The 20,409-nt window shown below is 40.7% G+C and carries 19 protein-coding genes; 5 read left to right on the plus strand and 14 right to left on the minus strand.

Features of this window, described 5'->3' with window-relative positions; all coding sequences use genetic code 11:
* Window positions 1–475 precede the first annotated feature (475 nt).
* On the plus strand, window positions 476–667 hold the full coding sequence (locus AOG27_RS09565; RefSeq protein WP_054552796.1) for a hypothetical protein: 192 nt from the start codon (window positions 476–478) through the stop codon (window positions 665–667).
* A 55-nt stretch (window positions 668–722) separates the two neighbouring features.
* A complete protein-coding gene (locus AOG27_RS09570) occupies window positions 723–1,616 on the plus strand; it encodes a TraB/GumN family protein (RefSeq protein WP_054552797.1) in 894 nt (297 codons plus the stop codon).
* Between the two features lie 132 nt (window positions 1,617–1,748).
* Here AOG27_RS09570 and trpS read toward each other — a convergent pair whose 3' ends face one another.
* The 3 genes from trpS to rpe are packed head-to-tail and all read right to left on the minus strand — an operon-like array spanning window position 1,749 to window position 4,152.
* On the minus strand, window positions 1,749–2,753 hold the full coding sequence (trpS, locus tag AOG27_RS09575) for a tryptophan--tRNA ligase (RefSeq protein ID WP_054552798.1): 1,005 nt from the start codon (window positions 2,751–2,753) through the stop codon (window positions 1,749–1,751).
* A gap of 50 nt (window positions 2,754–2,803) precedes the next feature.
* On the minus strand, window positions 2,804–3,469 hold the full coding sequence (locus AOG27_RS09580; RefSeq protein ID WP_054552799.1) for a phosphoglycolate phosphatase: 666 nt from the start codon (window positions 3,467–3,469) through the stop codon (window positions 2,804–2,806).
* Complete coding sequence (gene rpe / locus AOG27_RS09585; protein WP_054552800.1) at window positions 3,466–4,152, minus strand: ribulose-phosphate 3-epimerase; 687 nt, start codon at window positions 4,150–4,152, stop codon at window positions 3,466–3,468. Before rpe ends, AOG27_RS09580 begins: the two co-directional genes overlap by 4 nt.
* 333 nt (window positions 4,153–4,485) lie before the next feature.
* On the opposite strand from rpe, the gene AOG27_RS09590 reads away from it, so the two are divergent.
* The gene (locus AOG27_RS09590) at window positions 4,486–4,782 is read left to right on the plus strand and encodes a hypothetical protein (protein WP_054552801.1); all 297 of its coding nucleotides are present in this window, start codon (window positions 4,486–4,488) and stop codon (window positions 4,780–4,782) included.
* A gap of 5 nt (window positions 4,783–4,787) precedes the next feature.
* A complete protein-coding gene (locus AOG27_RS09595) occupies window positions 4,788–4,973 on the plus strand; it encodes a DUF2970 domain-containing protein (RefSeq protein ID WP_054552802.1) in 186 nt (61 codons plus the stop codon).
* Here the strand turns inward: AOG27_RS09595 and AOG27_RS09600 are convergent.
* The 9 genes from AOG27_RS09600 to AOG27_RS09640 form a co-directional block, all read right to left on the minus strand.
* Window positions 4,945–5,787, minus strand: coding sequence for a Dam family site-specific DNA-(adenine-N6)-methyltransferase (locus AOG27_RS09600; protein ID WP_054552803.1), 843 nt, complete (start codon window positions 5,785–5,787; stop codon window positions 4,945–4,947). The genes AOG27_RS09595 and AOG27_RS09600 overlap by 29 nt on opposite strands.
* Before the next feature lie 53 nt (window positions 5,788–5,840).
* Window positions 5,841–7,241, minus strand: a complete 1,401-nt coding sequence (locus tag AOG27_RS09605; protein ID WP_054552804.1) for an AAA family ATPase — start codon at window positions 7,239–7,241, stop codon at window positions 5,841–5,843.
* Window positions 7,241–8,311, minus strand: a complete 1,071-nt coding sequence (gene aroB, locus AOG27_RS09610; protein ID WP_054552805.1) for a 3-dehydroquinate synthase — start codon at window positions 8,309–8,311, stop codon at window positions 7,241–7,243. The genes AOG27_RS09605 and aroB overlap by 1 nt, the downstream gene beginning before the upstream one ends.
* 27 nt (window positions 8,312–8,338) lie before the next feature.
* Complete coding sequence (gene aroK / locus AOG27_RS09615; protein ID WP_036973192.1) at window positions 8,339–8,857, minus strand: shikimate kinase AroK; 519 nt, start codon at window positions 8,855–8,857, stop codon at window positions 8,339–8,341.
* A gap of 178 nt (window positions 8,858–9,035) precedes the next feature.
* Window positions 9,036–11,093: a type IV pilus secretin PilQ gene (locus tag AOG27_RS09620; protein WP_419177728.1), complete on the minus strand. Its 2,058-nt coding sequence runs from the start codon at window positions 11,091–11,093 to the stop codon at window positions 9,036–9,038.
* 22 nt (window positions 11,094–11,115) lie between these two features.
* A complete protein-coding gene (locus AOG27_RS09625; RefSeq protein WP_054552806.1) occupies window positions 11,116–11,652 on the minus strand; it encodes a pilus assembly protein PilP in 537 nt (178 codons plus the stop codon).
* Window positions 11,649–12,254, minus strand: a complete 606-nt coding sequence (locus tag AOG27_RS09630) for a type 4a pilus biogenesis protein PilO (protein WP_054552807.1) — start codon at window positions 12,252–12,254, stop codon at window positions 11,649–11,651. Before AOG27_RS09630 ends, AOG27_RS09625 begins: the two co-directional genes overlap by 4 nt.
* The gene (locus AOG27_RS09635; protein WP_054552808.1) at window positions 12,244–12,816 is read right to left on the minus strand and encodes a PilN domain-containing protein; all 573 of its coding nucleotides are present in this window, start codon (window positions 12,814–12,816) and stop codon (window positions 12,244–12,246) included. The genes AOG27_RS09630 and AOG27_RS09635 overlap by 11 nt, the downstream gene beginning before the upstream one ends.
* Window positions 12,804–13,883 carry a pilus assembly protein PilM gene (locus tag AOG27_RS09640; RefSeq protein WP_054552809.1) on the minus strand — a complete coding sequence of 360 codons (1,080 nt, stop codon included), beginning with the start codon at window positions 13,881–13,883 and terminating at the stop codon, window positions 12,804–12,806. The genes AOG27_RS09635 and AOG27_RS09640 overlap by 13 nt, the downstream gene beginning before the upstream one ends.
* Before the next feature lie 132 nt (window positions 13,884–14,015).
* Here AOG27_RS09640 and AOG27_RS09645 point away from each other — a divergent pair, with 132 nt between their 5' ends.
* Window positions 14,016–16,526, plus strand: coding sequence for a penicillin-binding protein 1A (locus tag AOG27_RS09645; RefSeq protein ID WP_054552810.1), 2,511 nt, complete (start codon window positions 14,016–14,018; stop codon window positions 16,524–16,526).
* 79 nt (window positions 16,527–16,605) lie between these two features.
* Here AOG27_RS09645 and metL read toward each other — a convergent pair whose 3' ends face one another.
* Both metL and metB read right to left on the minus strand, forming a co-directional pair.
* Complete coding sequence (metL, locus tag AOG27_RS09650; RefSeq protein ID WP_054552811.1) at window positions 16,606–18,951, minus strand: bifunctional aspartate kinase/homoserine dehydrogenase II; 2,346 nt, start codon at window positions 18,949–18,951, stop codon at window positions 16,606–16,608.
* A gap of 4 nt (window positions 18,952–18,955) precedes the next feature.
* Window positions 18,956–20,215, minus strand: a complete 1,260-nt coding sequence (metB, locus tag AOG27_RS09655) for a cystathionine gamma-synthase (protein ID WP_054552812.1) — start codon at window positions 20,213–20,215, stop codon at window positions 18,956–18,958.
* Between the last annotated feature and the right edge of the window lie 194 nt (window positions 20,216–20,409).

Consider the following 20,409-nt stretch of genomic DNA (forward strand, 5'->3'; position numbering starts at 1 on the left):
AGGCAAGAAAGCCTCGTTGATAGCAAGGCAAAAATTTCGTTATTTAGTTGTTCTAAATCAGAAATTTTTAACGCAGATAGCGACAGGTTTAATCCCTCAAAATGATTAAGTATTATTGCGGATTGGTATTAGCTCCCATTCTAATGAGCTATTCGCAGGTACAGTTTTAGCCGCATAATGTTTTACTTTAAAACCCATATCAAAACCTCCAAGTTCCTATTTGCTGCATCCAAACTATCATCAAAAGACAAAACCGCAAAAATCAAATGATTTAAAACCTTATTTCCTTTCATAAGAATTAAACTTAAACCATTGAAAATATTAAAATTAATATTTTCAAACCTTATATATAAATTGCTTAGAACTAGATAAGCGACTCTAGCAGCTTTCCTCGCTATTGTAGTTTGCATCAACGGGCTACCAACCAATTTTGCTTCGCTGATAAAACTAATCAACCAATTAAAGGAATTAAATTATGGCTAACTCAGTCTTAAAAATGATGTCACTTTTAGCGGTCACTGCAATCATTATTACATCAACGAATACCTTACTTAATGCTCAAGGTACTCAAAAGCTAAACAAGAAATTAGAGACCTCTATCGAAGCATCTATTGAGCAAATGAACAATAAGATTGATCAGCAAATTGAGCAACAACTGAATAAGTAATACTTGGCTTGCTCAGCATGCTGAGCAAGCTTCTTTAAATTAATAGGCTTAAATAATGAAAACACTAACTCGACACTTGCTAATCTCATCAATTGCTGCGACAGGCCTATTAATAAGTGGTTTTGGTGCAGCAAAAAGTGCCGTATGGAAAGTTAGTAAAGGTGATGAATTTATATATGTTGCTGGTTCAATCCACGTTTTGCCGCCCAAGGAACTCCCCCTTCCTGATGAATTTAATCAAGCGTATAAACAGGCTGATATCTTAGTACTTGAAACTGATGTGCCCGCACCAAGCGATAGCTCAGCACAACTCACTATGCTTAAAACTCTTAGTTATCAAGCTGGCGAAACACTGAGTAGCAAGTTATCAGCAAAGGTGAAACAGCAACTAGAAGAACAACTTGCCCAGTATGATATGAAACTCAGCGAACTCGATAGCTTTCGCCCCTTTATGTTAAGCGTGCTAATCATGTCGCTAGAACTTCAAAAGCAACAACTTATGGGTGAAGGTGTTGATAGTTACTTCGCGAAATTGGCTAAGCGAGATAAAAAAGAAATCGCTTATCTAGAGACCGTGGCTTTTCAATTAGATCTGTTTAAACAAATAGGTAGCCAAGACGAAAATGCCTTTATTGAGTCACTATTAACGCAAATTTCTAGTTACCAAGCACTGTACATCGCAATGCTTGATGCATGGAAAAATGGCGATATGCAAGCAATAGATGAACTTACTCTTATGCCTTTACAAGAACATGACCCTAATACTTACCAAATGTTGATCAAGCAACGAAATCTAACTTGGCTTGGTCATATTGAAAATTATTTTACTAATTCGCAAAAAGAGTTACTGCTCGTTGGCACAGCCCACTTAGCTGGTGAAGATAGCTTGTTAGGCTTATTAAAAAATAAAGGTTATGTAATTAAACAATTGAATACAGGTGAGAAATAAAAAATGGAAAAAACAGACAAAACCGCTGCTGCACTTATCTGTTTATTTACAGTATTAATGGCGCTTAGCTTTTAATAGCTAAAAAAATACCGCTATCAAGCGGTATTTTTATTTCAATAATTTATCACAAGCTTACGGGCGAGGGATAAAACCTACCGCATCGTAGACTGCTTTTAATGTTTTTTCAGCGCGGATACTCGCTTTTTCAGCACCTGATTTCATAATGCTATCAAGTAATGACTGATCTTCGCGAATTTCCTTAAAGCGTGCTTGAATTGGCTCAATCATATTAACAACCGCTGCTGCAGTGTCTTTTTTCAGATGGCCATACATCTTGTCCTCGTATTCTGGAACTAAATCTTCAATAGAGCGCTTAGTGGCCACTGATAATAAAGTAAGTAGGTTTGATACACCTGGTTTTTCTTCACGATCAAAGTAGATACGAGCTTGCTCGTCTGAATCGGTTACTGCTTTTTTCAGTTTCTTTTCAATCTTCTTCGGCTCATCTAATAACATAATGTAACCGTTTGGATTTTCATCTGATTTAGACATTTTCTTGAGCGGATCTTGTAAACTCATTACACGTGCGCCGAACTCAGGAATGTATGGCTCTGGTAGTTTGAACACGTCACCGTATAGGTTATTGAAACGTGTTGCAATATCACGAGTTAACTCAAGGTGTTGTTTTTGATCTTCACCCACTGGCACTTGATCCGCTTGGTATAGCAAGATATCAGCTGCTTGCAGCACTGGGTAAGAGAATAAACCCACATTAACGTTATTAGCATGCTTAGAAGACTTATCTTTAAACTGCGTCATACGGTTAAGCTCACCCATTTGAGCGTAACAGTTTAAAACCCAACTAAGCTGTGCATGTTCTGGCACTTGAGATTGTACAAATAACGCCGCTTTTTCTGGGTCGATACCACATGCAGCATACAGCGCAATACCGTCAAGCACGCGCGAGCGTAGTTGCTCAGGATCTTGGCGTACAGTAATAGCGTGTAAATCAACTAACATAAAGAAACTTTCGTGGTCTTCCTGTAGCTTAAGCCACTGGTTAATAGCGCCAACATAGTTGCCTATTGTCATACCACCGGTTGGCTGAATGCCACTTAACACTACTGGTTTACTCATGATGTTCCTTTATATTTTTACTAAACTAAAAAGACGAATTTAAAATGCACTTACCTTTGGGTAAGAACGGGTATTATATCTAAGAAATTCTCGCAGAGGTACTCTGGATTGAAATCAACAAGGTTTTCACCTTGGTTATAGCCATAACTAAGCGCAACAACATCCACCTTAGCCGCTTTGGCAGCCAAAATATCACTTTTAGAGTCGCCTATCATAACCGCTTTGGCTGGGCTGACATCTAATTGCTGACAAGCAAATAGTAAAGGCTCAGGTGATGGTTTCTTTGCCATATCATCACCACATACAATCAACTGAAAATGACTAGTCAGTGACAGTTTATCAAGTAGCTTTTCGGTAAAACGACGAGCCTTATTGGTGATCACCACTTTAGGAATACCAGCAAGGGCAGCAAGCCCCGTTTCTACATGTTGATAAAGCGCACTGTAATCGCCTACAACTTGGTCATAGTGCTGATAAAACAAATTAATTGCACGCTCAGCAAGGGCTTCATCTAAATGCTCACTGATTTGCATATCGCCACTCAAACCACGCTTTACAAGCGTTTCTATGCCATTACCTACCCAGCTTTCAACTAGCTTTTGTGTCACAATCGGAAATGCTAGATCAGTTAGGGTCAGGTTCATCGCAATGTATAAATCATAAACACTGTCGACTAAGGTGCCATCTAAATCGAAAAATGCCGCATCGTATTTCATGGCTCAACCTTTGCAAGCTCGTTACGCATCGCATCGATAACCGCTTTGTAATCTGGTTGATTGAAAATCGCCGAGCCTGAAACAAACATATCAGCGCCCGCTTCGGCAATTTCAGCAATGTTATCAACGCCAACGCCACCATCAACTTCTAAACGAATTTTGCGACCTGAATCATCAATCATTTTACGCGCTTGGCGAAGCTTTTCGAGGGTATGAGGAATAAAGCTTTGGCCGCCAAAACCAGGGTTAACCGACATTAATAGCACCACATCAACTTTATCGAGCACATGCTCAAGGTAGCTAAGGCTGGTTGCAGGATTAAATACAAGCCCTGCTTGGCAACCACTGTCTTTTATGAGTTGCAAGGTACGGTCAATATGCTCACTGGCTTCTGGGTGAAAGCTGATGATAGAAGCGCCCGCTTCAGCGAAGTCGGGAATTAGACGATCGACAGGCTTTACCATAAGGTGCACATCAATCGGGGCTGTAATGCCGTAATCGCGCAGTGCTTTACAAATCATCGGACCAAAAGTTAGGTTTGGCACATAATGGTTATCCATCACATCAAAATGTACAACATCTGCTCCACTTGCTAGTACACGATCAACATCTTCACCTAAACGGGCAAAGTCGGCTGATAAAATAGAAGGGGCAATTAAATACTTTTGTAATGTTTCCAACATGAGAGATTCCATTAAAATTTGCGACTGCAAGAAGAGCGCATAATGTAACCCAATCGACTGCTGATTTAAACACCGCAGCTGATTGTTAAAGGGCGATTGCTTTAAGCTAATCCTTTTAGCCTATTGAATTAGTGTTATTTTAGTCAAAATTTGAGCAATAACTCTATTAAAAAGCCATCTACAACACAATAAAATGAAACAAATAATAAACATTAAATTTACTTTAAAGAGCTAATTTTATTAAATTTTTATTTAATTCAGCGATAATTAAGTTTGTTATTTGAGCAATTGTTATGTATGCTTGTTTAAGTAACACAAACAAGGGTTATTCTCATGCGTGCTTTTAAAATAGGGATCTTAATCGCGTCCGCACTTACGGTTGCTGCGTTTGTATCTTTTTCATCTGCTGATGAAGACGACTTTTTAGCAGCGGCGTCTGGTTGCTCATGCAACACGCTTAACGCATCATCATCTTCTGCTCAATGTATGAAAGCAGAACAAGAAACAGGATGGTTTTCTTGGTTAACGGGTGATAGCCGCAGTGCTCAGTTCCATTATCTTGATTTACTTGAGTTATTAACAAGTAGTGAAGAGTCAAAGAAAGTTAGCGGTTTAGGTTCTAAGTTCTAAATCGTATGAACAAATTCATGAGTGCATTACAAAGTGTCTTTGCGGCATTTTTTGGTGTGCAATCAGAAAATAAGCGTCAAGCTGACTTCAAAGAGCACTCGCTCAGTACTATCATCGTCATTGCCCTGATTTTTTTCAGTCTATTTGTAGCAGCGATTTATTTCACCGTTTCTTTGGTGCTAAATACATAGCCATTAGCTCGTTCACTTTATTGCGTGAACCGCCCTTGGGGCTAATCGTGCGTTTTACCTGAATCTCATCTAATGATGCTTGGCTGTAGATTTTACGCGTCCACACTGTATCGTGGTTAGAAATAAGTACCGGCGTGTTATTTTCGAATGCGGCTTGCTCAGCTAAATTCGCCAAGTTTGCTTGGTCATCTAAATTGAAACCGCCTTTAGCGTAAGAAGTAAATGAAGCTGTTTTACTCAAAGGCACATAAGGTGGATCGCAATATACAACCGCATTATTAGGAATAAGCTTAAATACCTTGTCATAACCTAAGCAAGTAAAGGTTGCTTGCTGAGCTTTTTCAGCAAAGAAATGCATTTCTTTTTCAGGGAAATACGGGCGCTTATATTTACCAAAAGGAACATTAAAAATACCTTTTAGATTATAGCGACACAACCCGTTATAGCCATGGCGATTCATGTATAAAAATAAAATCGCACGCTCATACACATCACTGCTTTGATTAAACTGAACACGATATTCGTAATAGGCTTCGGGGTGGTTATTAAGCTCTACAAACAACTTTTTAGCGTCGCTAATAAACTCATCGGGCGTGCGCTTAAGCTCAGTGTAAAGATTGATCAGATCCGCATTTATATCATTTAAAATATAATGCTTAAAATCAGTATTAAGGAATACAGAGCCAGCACCAACGAAAGGTTCAACTAAGGTGTCAGCATCCATACTCGCTTGCTTCAAGCGGGTACGAATATCTTCAACTAGGCTGTATTTTCCACCTGCCCATTTAAGGAAGGCTCTGGTCTTTTGCTGCATCTGCTCTTAACTTCAATTCGGTGTTGCGCGATTTTACACTAATCAGCTTTAATTTACTGATTTAGTGAAGCGATTTCTTGTTTAATTTTACTTATTTTTTTATAAAACGGCTGATTTTTACGCACATTATCAGAAAGTGTTGTTACGCCCTTCTTAGCATCATTCAGTGTGGTGTAACTACCATAAGTTACAATCCACCACGGCTTACCACTCCGTAAGCTTTGGTAAGTATTTACTTGCCCTTGCAAGCCATTTTCAGTAATAAACTTATCGCTAATCTCTTTTTTAGTCACCGCAAGTAATTGGATTACAAAATTGTCATCTGGCTGAGATAAATACCACGCATTTCCTACTAATGGCAGCTCTGGCTCAATGGCAGACTCGGTTTGCTCAGCATCGTTGATGACGGCAGCTATAACTTCATCTGTCGTTGGTTGCTCAGTCTCTTGTGTTATTCGCTCTGCTGGCAAAAGGCTATCAACAATCGCAGCCACGTTATTGTTATGACTTTCATTCTCACGGTTTTCTATCGCAGAGTTATCAACTGGCACCTTAGCTGCCTGAGTTGTGTTGTCCTCATCATTAGTAGCAACTTGCTGCTCGGCTTGAAGATCGTCTTGAGCTTGTTCTAGAACTAGCTCTTTGCTTTCTACTCGACCATTGATTACTGCTTCTGCAGGCAGTGCTGTTGCCACAGAGTTCGTTGTATCCTGCTGGTAATGCGCTTTCCACCACTCAGTCATATCAGCTTTATATAAAAAGCCAATGATCAGCACCATGGTCGTGATTAAGAGCAAAATTAAATAAAGCAGTTTATAGCTTTTTTCTGGTGCGCGAATGTCTGCAGTTTGTTGTTCAGGCTGCCAAGCAAGTAATAAAGCTGGGTTACCATGCGCTTCTTGTAAAAAGGTGCGAAAAACTGGGTCTTCTTCAACAGGGAGGTTATCGAAAAACCAACGCATCAGTTGCTTACTTTCACTTAAATTTAGCGACTCTAAGTGGATTTCAACTGCTTGACTAAACTGCCCTGCCGATTGTGATGCAATCAGTATGTATAACGTGCTCGGGCTTTGCTTGGCAAGGACTTCTAATTGCTGAATTAACTCTTCAGATAAATGACGCCCTCCATCAATGACCCATAAACAATCACCACAAGGCTGTTGTTTATAAAGTTGATAGAAGTTTTCAGACAAACTTAAAGCGTGATCAATTAGTGGGTTGCTAAAGCTTTGTTCTAACAGTTCAGTCATAAACTGTTGGTCGGTCATTTTTCCCGACAACTGAACAAACGCTTTATTAAAGTCGAGGTATTTATCCGTGATGAAGGTTTCTAATAAATAGCTTTTACCAAGGCCAGAAGGACCGAGTAAACAAATTAGGTTTTGCCCATATTCAAACTGCAGAGCGATTCGATCAACTAGCGCAGCACGGCTAGGCAATATTTGCGATTGCATTAGCGCGCTATTAAATCACAAACCTGCTGATCAGTAACATCACTTACCAGCGCACATTGACCAAATTGGGTAGGTAGAATAAAGCGAATCGTGCCTTTTTTATTTTTCTTATCTTTACGCATGTGCGTTAAAAACTGCTCGCTGGTCATTTCTGCCGGAATATCGACGGGTAAATCATACTCAGCAATCAATTTAATAATGCGTTCAACTTCTGCTGCGTTTAAGTCATCACGGGTATGTGCAAGGCGTGCTGCCAGTACCATACCTGCCGCAACGGCTTCGCCATGTAGCCAATTACCATAACCCATTTGCGCTTCAATTGCGTGGCCAAAGGTGTGCCCTAAGTTTAGTAATGCACGTAAACCGGCTTCTTTTTCATCTTGTGCAACAATCAAGGCTTTGATTTCACAACAGCGATAAATCACATGCTGTAAAGTTTGTTCATCAAGAGACTTAAGTTTAGTGATATTTTGCTCAAGGTAAGCAAATAACTCAGTGTCGTAAATAAGGCCATATTTAATCACTTCAGCCATGCCCGCTGCGAATTCACGCTCAGGCAAAGTATGTAGCGATTGCGTATCGATAAATACTGCTTGTGGTTGGTAAAACGCACCAATCATGTTTTTACCAAGTGGGTGGTTTACTGCCGTTTTACCGCCAACCGATGAATCGACTTGCGAAAGCAAAGTCGTTGGCACTTGAATAAAAGGCACGCCACGTTGATAACATGCAGCAACAAAACCAGTGAGATCACCCACCACACCGCCACCTAAGGCAATAAGGCAAGTATCGCGGCCACAGTTATGTTCAAGTAAGAACGCCGAAATCTTTTCAAACCACTCAAGTGATTTATATTGTTCGCCATCAGGGATGGTAAAAGATAACGGGTTAAGATCAGCCAACGACGTCATTACATCATCTAGATATAAAGGTGCAATGGTGTCGTTGGTGATAATGATAGGTCGACAGTCGCCGATGTGCTCGCGCAGCCGACCAGTCTCTTGAAGAGCAGATTGACCAATATAAATAGGATAACTTCGCTCGTCCAAATTAACTGTTAATTCAAGCATAGCTAGTTTCCTTTTTATTATTGGTTTTTAAAAATCTAATTTCTCGATGATTTGATTAGCAACAACTTTCGCGCTTTGCTCATCAGTGCGGACAACAAAATCAGCAACTTCTTTGTATAACGGTTCGCGTTCTTCAGCTAAGCGCTCTAGTACATCACGCGGTGCTTCTTCTGTTTGCAATAATGGGCGACGCTTGTCGCGCTGTGTGCGTGCAACTTGCTTTTCGATTGGTGTCTCAAGGTATACAACAATACCACGAGCAGAAAGCTTGTTACGTACTTCTTTACTGATCACAGAACCACCACCTGTTGCAAGAACGATACCTTGCATCTCAGTTAGGTCTGAAATTACAGTTTCTTCACGAAGTCGAAAGCCCTCTTCACCCTCAAGATCGAATACCCAAGCAATGTCTGCTCCAGTACGACGCTCGATCTCTTGATCTGAATCGAAAAATTCAAGGTGTAATTGGTCAGCAATGTGACGACCAATTGTGCTTTTGCCAGCCCCCATAGGGCCCACTAGAAATATATTACGTTTCTCAGCCATATCTTTTTAGTACAAACGAACTCTAAAATTTGAAATAAAACCCCGCCTAACGACCTGGCCCCAAAATTAAGGAGGGGATTATCTCAGTAATTGCTTGGGTATTTCAAGTCAATTAGCATAAAAAGCCAGATTACGAGCAATTAAAATGCTAATTGCTCGTTGCTTAAGAAAAAATCACTTAATCAATTTGAATTTTAGGGGTTACGAAGATTAACAACTCTTTCTTCTCGTTAAATTCACTCGTGCTTTTAAACAGCACACCCAAATAAGGAATATCACCTAACAATGGTACTTTCTTAGTTGAATTAACAATTTGTTGTTGAAAAATACCACCAAGCACCACTGTTTGACCATTTTCTACTAATACTTGGGTTTGGATTTCTTGGGTATTGATCGCCACAGCAGAGCCTGTTGGCGTTTGTACCGTATCACCACGAGTATCTTGTGTAATTACTAAGTCTAAAATCACCTTGTTGTCAGGTGTAATATGAGGCGTTACTTCTAAGCTCAATACCGCTTTTTTGAATGTTACTGTCGTTGCGCCACTAGATGCAGCTTCAACGTATGGAATTTCTGTACCTTGCTCAATTCGTGCTTTTTGTTGATTAGCCGTCGTGATGCGTGGGCTTGCGATAATTTCGCCGCGATTTTCTTCTTCAAGCGCACTTAACTCTAAATCTAAAATAGTGCCATTGGCTAGCTTAGCGACTTGCACACCAATACTACCCGCAGGGCTTGAAACCGGTAAATTGACATTTAAGCGATCAGAAATACTTGGAATATTATCGTAAGAGCCCGCACCAAACATGCCGCCAGCGCCTTCTAAAGAGCCAGAAATAGCACCATCGCTTCCTACGTCACTAATACCCCAACGAACACCCAAGTCTTCTTGCACATTATCATTCACTGTCACCATACGTGATTCAATCACGACTTGCTTAACAGGAATGTCTAGGGTCTCAACCATACGACGCACACTTTCAATACTTTTTGCAGTGTCTTTGATCAGCAAAGTGTTCGTTCGTTTATCAACAGAAACACTTCCTCGCGCTGAGATAATGCTATTTGTGTCTGTTTTCAATAGGTCTGCAAACTCTTCAGCTTTTGCATAGTTAAGGCGAATATATTCGCTATAAAGCGGTTCTAAGTCTTCAACTTGCTGCTTAGCTTTAAGTTCTTTAGCTTCTCGGGCAGCCAACTCTTCAGAAGGGGCGACCATTAAAATAGAGCCATCCATGCGCTTATCTAAGCCTTTCACTTTCAATACTACGTCAAGCGCTTGATCCCAAGGGACTCCTTCTAGTCGTAAAGTAATATTGCCTGTAACAGAATCACTCGTTACTAAGTTAAATTCATTGTAACCTGCGATTATTTGCAGTACTGAACGCACGGGAATATCTTGGAAGTTTAACGTCATTGGACGTCCTTGATACTCAATTCCCCCTTCAAGGTAAGCGCGTTGCGTATCATCTTTTTCGACAGTTAAAGTAAAAATATTCTCAATTTGCTGATGAGTGAATTTAAATGCAGCGTTTGGCTCAACCACGATACGTGTCATATTGCCTTCTTTAAACGTCTCAATATTGCTAACGACTGTGCCAAAGTCCATCACATCAAGCTGATAAAGTAGATCATCGAGAATATCAGTATGGTGGAACTCAGCAATAATTTTGCCACCACTTTCGTGAACATCTATAGCTGCTTGCGTATCTTGTAAAAATACTAACAGCCTTGCTTCGCCTTTTTCACCACGGCGAAAATCTATCGACTGAACTGTATTTATATAATTATTGGCTGCTGAGAGTGGATCCGCTATTTCGTCTCCACTAATTGGGTTATCAGAAACATGCAGCGTTAGGATGTTATCTTTAGCGAACGTTTTATAGATTTTTAATTTATCTAACGATACAACGACCTTCAAACCATCAGCGGTCATGGTGCTTGTTACATGCTGAATACCTGCTTGGTTCACAGGTACATCACGCATTTCATTATCAACACCTACATTACTGAATAACATTTCGATGCGTGCTGGTGAGTTATACACCTGGACTTTTGGTTCGAATGTCAGTACCTCATCAAACACTAGCTGTAGTTGTGTTTCGCCTTTCATTAATGGGTTATAACGCACATCATATAGTAAAGGTGCCGCAACTGCTGACTGCGCTATTAAAAAAGCAAGTGCAGCTAACATGAACTTATGCATGTTTTTAAACCAAGCCATTCCTTTATGCATATTTTTTTTACCTTTCATAAGATTAACTTGCACCATTTGTATCCGCCTCTAACATTTCTAGCTTTGTCAGACGCTCTTTCCAACAACCAGCCCCATCAGGGATTAATTCTAATAATTCTATGTAATTGTCGTGCACTTCTTTTATTTCACCATGATACAAACCAATGTAATTACCTACGGTTACGCGATAAAGCGTTTCATCTGCCGCTTTGATGAGTGCCCAAGTATTGCCAGCTCGGCCTATGGTACCTTTCATAAGCAAATTATCTAATGGGTATTTCTCAAGAGGTTGGCGAACTCGATTTGGATCAGGATGAAGACAGTTCTTCACCTGCACAAGGTTATTTTGAATAATCTCAGGCTTCGGAGCAACAAATGGGCTGCGAAGTCTGCCTGCACTGTATTCAAAATATTCAAATTGCGCTATCTGTGGGATCGGTTCAACTTTCGGCGTTGTGCTAGCTTTTACCTGATCGATAAACTCTTTTTGCTCAGCAGTATCATCATTACAAGCGGCTAACGCAAAGCTCATTAATATAACTAAGGAAAGCTTCTTCATTTTTTAGTGCCCCCCTCGTAACGATATGTTTTGGCTACAACACTAAAAGTAAGCTCGCCATTACCTAAAGTTTGAATTGTAAAATCATGCAAACTAACAATACGCGGTAATTGTGCTACTTTGCCGACGAATTCACCGAATTCATGGTAAGTACCCACCACCTCAATTTTTATCGGTAGCTCTGTATAAAATTCTTTTTCAATTTCAGGTAACCAACCAATTTTTAAGAAGGTTAAACCACTTGTCGTTCCAACATAAGATAAATCATCAAGCAACCCAGGTGTTTCATTCGAGGTAGGTAAGCGCTTCAATAGTTGAGAAAATTTCTCTTCCATTTCTACCATTTGTTGGCGATACAGTTCTAAGTTGCTCGCTAAAGCATATTTTTGCTTGTAAGTGTTACGCAACTCAGTTTCTTTTGCTACGGCACTGTGATAGCTGGCAATCTCATCAGACACCAATAAGCTATAACTAAAATACAACACGATTGCAGCTACAAAAGCACAACATAACGCTTTTACAGCAATGGGCCAATCACCCATGTTTTCGAGCTCTATTTCATTCCAATCTATTTCAGTTAACGATTTGATATCAAGGTTCATTACGCGCCTCACCTATCTGATCAAACGGTTTAACATAAAAATCCATATTAAAGTCACTTAATAGTCTTGATGTCTGCTCACCTGCAACAATGCCTTGCATTACTGGGCGCTCTAGTAAATAAGAACTTTGAACTTGACGTAGCATGGTCGATAAGCGGTTATTCGATTCGCTACGACCTGTTACATGAATTTGGTCACCACGGCGCTCCAACTTAGTCAAATAGACACCTGCAGGGACTATTTTCGCAACTTCATCCATGATTTGTGTACCTAAGTTACGACTACTTTGCAGCTCTTCAATTAAACGCATTCGTTGCTGTAAGTTTTCTTTCTTTTTATCAAGCTCATTAATTTCCCTAATACGTTGATTCAAAAGAGCGATCTCAGTATTTAAAAAGTTATTCTTTGCATCTTGGCCTTGACGAAGGCCGCTGTAAAAAGAGCTCAATAGATACATACTGATAAAGCTGACAACAACAACAGAAAAAAGCACAGTTATAAATTTATTCTGTGAGTCTTTTCTTTGCTGTTCTCGCCAGGGCAGTAAATTTATATGTGGCATGATGAAAAGCTCCTTAATGCCAGTCCTGTGGCTATTGCAAACTGAGTTCGGTGACGCTGCAGCATATTCCGATCCACTTTTGCGGAGATTTCAATGTTTGCAAATGGCTCAGCAACCACCGTATGGATTCCCAGTTCTTCAATTAAAAGCCTGTCAAGGCCATCAATCATAGCTGTGCCACCCGTTAGAACAATATAGTCAACTTGCTCTTTACCACTGGTTGTTAAGAACATTTGTACTGCGCGTCTTACTTGCTGCAATAGTGATGTTTGGAATGGCGCTAACACCTCAAAAGTATAATTTGGTGGTAAATCCCCTGTTGTTTTACCTATTTCAGCTTCATCAAAGCTTTTATTATAATAAGCAACGATACTATTAGTGTATTGATCGCCGCCAAATACTTGGTCACGGGTATAAATTGTTTCACCCTCTTGCACCACACTAACCAACATCAGAACAGCACCAATATCAACCACAGCGACACACTTATTGTAAGCATCGCTTGGCAACTGTTGATAGTAAACATCCATTGCTCGGCTGAGGGCATAACTTTCTACATCGACCACTGCCGCTTTTAAGTTGGCTGTTTCAAGAGCACCTACACGAGCTTGCACACTTTCAGTTCGCGCTGCCGAAAGAAGTACATTAACTTTACTTGGATCCGCTTCATTGATAGCCAGTTTTTCAAAATCGATATTAACTTCGTCGAGGGGGTAAGGAATTAAGCTGTCTGCTTCAATAGCAATTTGTGACTCAAGTTCAGCATCAGTTAATGATACATCCATAAAAATTACTTTTGTGATCACGGTTTGCCCAGACACTGCAACAGCAGCGCGTTGTACGGATTTAGGTATTTTTCTTTTTAATTTCGCGATAACATTACCTATTGCTTCTATGTCTTGAATAGAACGTTCAGACATAGCGCCTTTAGGCATAGGTTCAATAGCTAGTGCTTCAAGCCGCAAACCAGCGTCTGTCTCCTGCAATAACACTGCCTTTATACAGTGTGATCCGATGTCGATCCCTACCATCATAGATGAAGGCTTTTTAAATAGCTGACTTAGCATGTTTGCAACTTGGCCTTTGTTTTAATAATAAACAAGTTATAATTTTTATCTGAAAAAATATTATTCATTTTTTAATCAATATATACTAGCAGTCTCCGATTCTAATTGGGAGTCCATTTAGGGAAAATATAAGTGATTTTATTAAAGCGAACTTTACAATTTATTATCATCTGCTCATTCTTAGGACTAATCACTTTAGTTGGTCTATACTATTACGTTAAACCCGACATTCCTAGCGTTCAGGTTTTAAAAGACGTTCAGTTACAGACACCTATGCAAGTTTTCTCACGAGATGGCTTATTGATCAATCAATTTGGTGAAAAACGCCGCATTCCAGTAACAATAGATCAAATACCCCAACCATTAATCGATGCAATATTAGCAACAGAAGATAATCGCTTTTATGAACATATTGGCATTGATCCAATTGGTATAGTTCGCTCAGCCATTGTACTCATATCTACCGGTGAAAAGAAACAAGGCGCAAGTACGATAACCATGCAGCTTGCCCGTAACTTCTTCTTAACCCGAGAAAAAGCATATATCCGTAAAGTTAAAGAGATCTTCATAGCTCTTCACATTGAAAGTATTTTAACTAAGGACGAAATTCTCGAATTATACTTAAACAAAATCGAATTGGGTAATCGCGCCTTTGGTATTGGTGCAGCTGCGCAAGTTTACTATGGCAAAGATTTAAACGAGTTAACTTTAGCGCAAATGGCGATGATTGCAGGCCTACCTAAAGCACCTTCTGCACTTAACCCTATTCGTAACCCAGTTCGCGCAAAGGCTCGTCGAAATGTCGTATTAGGTCGTATGTACACCGAAAAGTACATCACTCGAAGCGAATATGAAGAGGCTATTAACGCACCTATTACTGCAAAATTTCACGGCGCAGAAATTGAAGTCTATGCCCCGTATATTTCAGAGATGGTTCGTGCTGAAATGGTAGCTCGTTATGGTCACGAGCGCGCCTATAATACTGGTTTTAAAGTTTACACCAGCGTTGACTCTAACATTCAACAGGCTGCTCAAGATGCGATTGTTGATAACCTACACGCTTACGATATGCGTCATGGCTTCCGTGGTGCTGCGGCTCAGTTATGGGACAGCGAAAATGAAAGCCCTCTTAGCCAAGAAGAGATCTTATCTAAATTAAAAGATGTCAAAGAATTTGGTCCGCTATTAGCAGGTGTTGTCACCAACGTCGCTGAACAATCAATTGATGTGCTATTAAAAAGCGGTGAACAAGTCACTGTTGAGTGGGATGGTCTAAAATGGGCGCGTAAATATATTACGCGTTACCGTCAAAGCTTTGCACCAAAAACAGCTACCGAAATTTTATCAGCGGGAGCGCAAATTTGGCTGCGTAAAAATGCAGATGAAAGCTATATCCTTAGCCAAGTACCAGAAGCATCGAGCGCACTTGTTTCACTTGATCCGCAAGATGGTCGTATTAAAGCGATTGTCGGTGGTTATAGCTTTGAACAAAGCCAATACAATCGCGCAGTTCAAGCAAAACGCCAAGTAGGCTCAAACATTAAGCCATTTATTTATTCAGCGGCACTTGAGAATGGCTATACGCTTGCTTCTATTTTGAATGATGCGCCAATTAATCAATGGGATAAAAGCCAAGGTGTGGCATGGCGCCCTAAGAACAGCCCAGCGGTTTATAATGGTCCTATACGTATTCGCAGAGCACTCGCACAATCGAAGAACGTAATCTCGGTGCGCCTATTACGTGGTGTTGGCCTTGAGCGTACAGCCGATCATTTGCTTAAGTTTGGCTTTTTGAATAACGATATTAACCGCAGTGAATCACTCGCACTCGGTAGCGCTTCAATCACTCCACTTGAACTAGCCCGCGGTATGAGTACATTCGCCAATGGCGGTCATTTGATAACCCCTTACTTTATCTCTGAGATTCAGGATTCGGCGGGTACTGTTTTATTTAAAACAGAGCCTGAACTTGCTTGTGATGCGCCTAAGCAAACTGTAACCCCTGAGTTTGCATCTCTTAACCAGAATCAACAGAGTTTTACTGAAGCGGAGATAACGAAAACACCTCGCTGTGCGCCTCGTATCATTTCTAAACAAAATGCATTTTTAATTTCGCAAGCTATGCACAGTGCAATTTGGGGGGGCGGTAGTTGGACCCATAAAACAGGCTGGAGTGGCACAGGCTGGCGTGCACAAGCACTTGATCGTCGTGATTTAGCTGGTAAAACAGGTACCACTAATGATTCGGTAGATACTTGGTTTAGCGGCTTTAATCGCAATGTAATGACTTCGGTCTGGGTTGGTTTTGATAACCCTGGAAAAGCCCTAGGCCGCTCGACTTACAATAGTAACCTCGATAAATCGCAAATATCAGGTGCAGAATCCGGCGCTAAAACCGCGCAACCTGCATGGGTCGACTTTATGCGTGCAGCCCTTGATGGTATGCCAGAAGCACCTATTGAGCTTCCTGAAGGTTTAGTATCGGTTCGAATCGACTTAGCAACAGGTCTATTGAGTCACAAAAATGATTACACCAGTCGTTTTGAATACTTCATTAAAGGCACTGCACCAACTAAGTACGTACTCGATCAACCAACAGACGTATTTGAAGAAAAGCTCAGCACAGAGGAAGAGTTGTTCTAAATAACTAAGTTGCTATAAGACATAAAAAAGCGCCCTTGGGGCGCTTTTTGCTTAGCTATTTAAACTAAGATCAGCAAAATTACTTTAGGTTATTTACCAGCCAATATAGGTCTGAGTGCACCCCAGCGGCAGTGACTTCTTTACCCGCTCCTGGGCCTTGGATCACCAATGCATTATCTGTATACCACTGTGAATTGATCACAAAGATGTTATCGCCCGGTTTAAGGCTTGCTAGTACATCATCTTTGCCAACATTGACTAAACCAACTTGAGCCTGAACCTTACCATCTACGAGTGTTATAGCACCGGTGTAGCGCACCACTTTATCTTCCACCGCAGCTTGGGCTGCTTTTTCTGTCATGAATTCATCAAGTAGCTGTTTGTTTGCAAGGAAATCTTGCCAGCTTCCTGATGCAAGCTGTTCAGGCATCAGAGGTGTTAAAGCAATATCATCAAGCTCTAAATCAAGGCCTAAGTCACGCGCTAAAATTAGCAGTTTGCGCTGCATATCACGGCCAGATAAATCTTCACGAGGATCTGGCTCTGTATAGCCCATTTGCTGAGCTTGAAGCACTAAATCTGAAAACGGCACACTGCCATCATTACTGCTACATAACCAAGATAAAGTACCCGAGAATACCCCTTCAATGCGGTTAATGCTGTCTCCGCTATTTTGCAAATCAGCTAAAGCAAAGTTAATCGGTAAACCTGCACCCACACTGGTGTTATAACGCCATAACAGATTTCGCTCAGCCAAATTAGTGCGTAGGTTTTGATACCAGCTATTTTCTGCAGTGCCCGCGTATTTGTTTGCACTGATCAAGTGACAGTTAAGTTCAACAAAGTCAGGGTATAACTGACTGAACGCCTCACTGGCAGTGATATCAATCACCACTTTGTGCTCATAATCTAGTTCATTGATACGTGCTAATAATTCAGCTTTGTCGTAGCTTTGCGCTTCATTATGCCACTGCTCTTGCCATGTTTCGGTATTTAAACCACTGGCACTAAAAAGCATTTGTTTAGAGCGTAAAAGAGCAACTACTTTTACTTTGTACTGAGCAGATAAACGCGCAAACTGAGCTTGTAGTTGCGATAAGAACACTTCGCCTACATTACCAAGTCCAGCAACGATAATGGCCAACTCTTGACCTTTGTTTACCAGCTTGTCATGTAGAAGAGTTAAAACATCACTATCAATTGCCTGATCGTTTAAGATCAACACATAGTTATCGTCTTGTTGTACAAAACGAGGATGAATACTTTGCTCTTTTAAAAGCGCTGTGGCTTGCTCTGTTAGCGCAGATACATCAACTGTTGGGGCAACTACTGCACAACCACTTAAATTTGACTCGACAATATTTGCACGGCCCGCTAAGTGGCTGACAACTTGGTGAGTGCTTTGACCTGGCACTAATAAGTAAGTATCGCCCTCTTTAGTAAAGTGATGCAGGCTGTGTTGAATTAACTGACTAAGCTCACCGACTTCACCACTGCTTAGTTTATCAACCCGTAATAAATCGATGTTATCTAAGGTCGTAATAAAACGTTTTGCTTTACTATAACCTTCTTTTACTACCTCGGTTGGCGTTGCATCACAATCAAAACTACTTCTTACCACTAATTTAATTTCTGAGTCTTTTAACGGCGACAAGGTTTTTGCATGCAATACTGGGTTACCTAAACGCGCTAGTAAGTTAGCTTGCTCGCGGCATACTTTGGCGTACTTAACCGCATTTTTAACTTTACGAGGGTCAGTACTAAATACCCCTTGTGTATCTGTCCAGATAGACACTTGCTTGGCAAAAGTATAACTCGCTAACAAAGTGGCACTGTAATCACTGCCATTACGGCCTAATGTCACCGTATTACCTTGGCAATCTGCAGCTATAAAACCCGTTACTACGTTGATATGTGTTCTGCTAATCGCATCACTGCATTGCTGTTGGTTTTTTTGATGTAAAAGCTGGCCACCATTTAGAGTAAATAGCTGTCTTGCATCAACATCTTGCGAATCGACACCTAACTGATTTAGATAAGCAGCCAATAACCGCGCCGACCACACTTCACCATGAGCAAGTAAAGGGGCTTCAAGTAACTGCTGCTGACTAATTAATTCATTTAATGCAGCAAGTTCATCTTTTAACTGTGCCAACGCCTGTTGTTTATTCTGCCCTATAAGTAGCTGCTCAATAAGCGCACGTTGATTGTTATCAATAAGCAATAGAATATCGCTAACAGCTTGGCTATCTTGCTGCTGGTAACTTTGCCAAAGCTTTACCAGGGTATCGGTTGTTTTACCCGATGCCGACACAACGACGCAATCGCCCTGCTCAGTATTAGCAAGAACGATGTTCGCTACCGCATGATAACGATCTGCCGAGCTTAAGCTTGAGCCACCAAATTTATGAACAATATTTACCATTTTTCTACCACAATGCCGTATGTGCTGGCGTTAACTTAAATGACGCGTTTTGTTGTGTATCTTGCTGTGCTTGCTTAGCTTCAGCTTTTGTAACTTGCAGTCCTTGACCTGGCTTAACTAAATTGAAAACACGGTCTAAATCAGCAATGAGATCTTTTACGTCTTCAATGCCTACAGAAATACGGATCAAGGTATCGCCCACACCAGCTTCAAGACGCGCTTTAGGCTCCATGCCTGCGTGGGTCATTGTTGCAGGGTGACAAATCAAACTTTCTACCCCACCTAACGACTCAGCAAGGCTAAAGTCTTTAAGGCTTGTTAAAAACGCAGCAGCATCGTTGATGTCGCCTTTAATATCAAAGCTCACCATGCCACCAAAACCGCGTTGCTGTGCTTTAGCAAGCTCATGTTGTGGGTGAGAAGCAAGGCCAGGGTAATAAACTTGGCTCACATAAGGAGAGCTTTCTAAATACTCAGCAATGGCAAAGGCATTTTCTTGGTGCTGCTTTAGGCGTACATTTAAAGTACGTAAACCACGAAGCGTTAAGTAGCTGTCAAATGGTGCACCAGTAATACCGATATTATTCGCCCACCAAGCAAGCTCGTCGCCTAGCTCTTGCGTTGCAGCAATCACTGCACCGCCCACTACATCAGAGTGACCATTGATGTATTTAGTGGTTGAGTGCACAACAATATCAACACCAAACTCAATTGGGTTTTGTAATGCAGGTGATAAGAAGGTGTTATCAGCCGCAACCAAAGCACCACACTGCTTAGCAATACTAGTGATTGCTTTAATATCTGTTAAACGCAAGATTGGGTTACTTGGCGTTTCAATCCAAATCAACTTAGGTTTAATCGCTAAAATTTCTTGGAGATTTTCAGATTTAGTTAAATCCAAAACTTTTAGTTTTAACAGGCCACGCTTTTCAAGCGAGGTGAATAAACGATAACTACCGCCATAACAGTCATGTGGGATCACTAACGTGTCGTCACTGTTTAATAGCTGAGTGGCTAAATGCACAGCAGACATACCTGTTGCAGTGATAATACCTTTAGCACCACCTTCAAGTTCAGCTAAGGTTTCAGCTAAGATATCGCGATTTGGATTACCGCTGCGACCATAGTCATACTGGCGCTTAGTATCAAAATCAGCAAACGAATAGGTGGTTGATAAGTATAAAGGAGGCACAACCGCACCATGATGTTTATCGGCTTCTATGCCGTGACGAACAGCAATCGTCGCTTTATTTTTTTCGCTCATTTCATCACCTATTCTTTAATTGGATGTTTAGACGTCTAAAAGGTTAGATGATCAAATATGAGAAGTCAAAGCATTTATCGCTTACGCATAGAAGTTTATACATTTACACCACTAGATGGCTAAATAACTAGTATTTGACTATCTTTTTTAAAGAGATAGAATTTCCGCATCTTGCGCTGTGAATAAGGCGTAAA

It is taken from the genome of Pseudoalteromonas lipolytica (genome assembly GCF_001306915.1).
Lineage (GTDB): Bacteria > Pseudomonadota > Gammaproteobacteria > Enterobacterales > Alteromonadaceae > Pseudoalteromonas > Pseudoalteromonas simplex.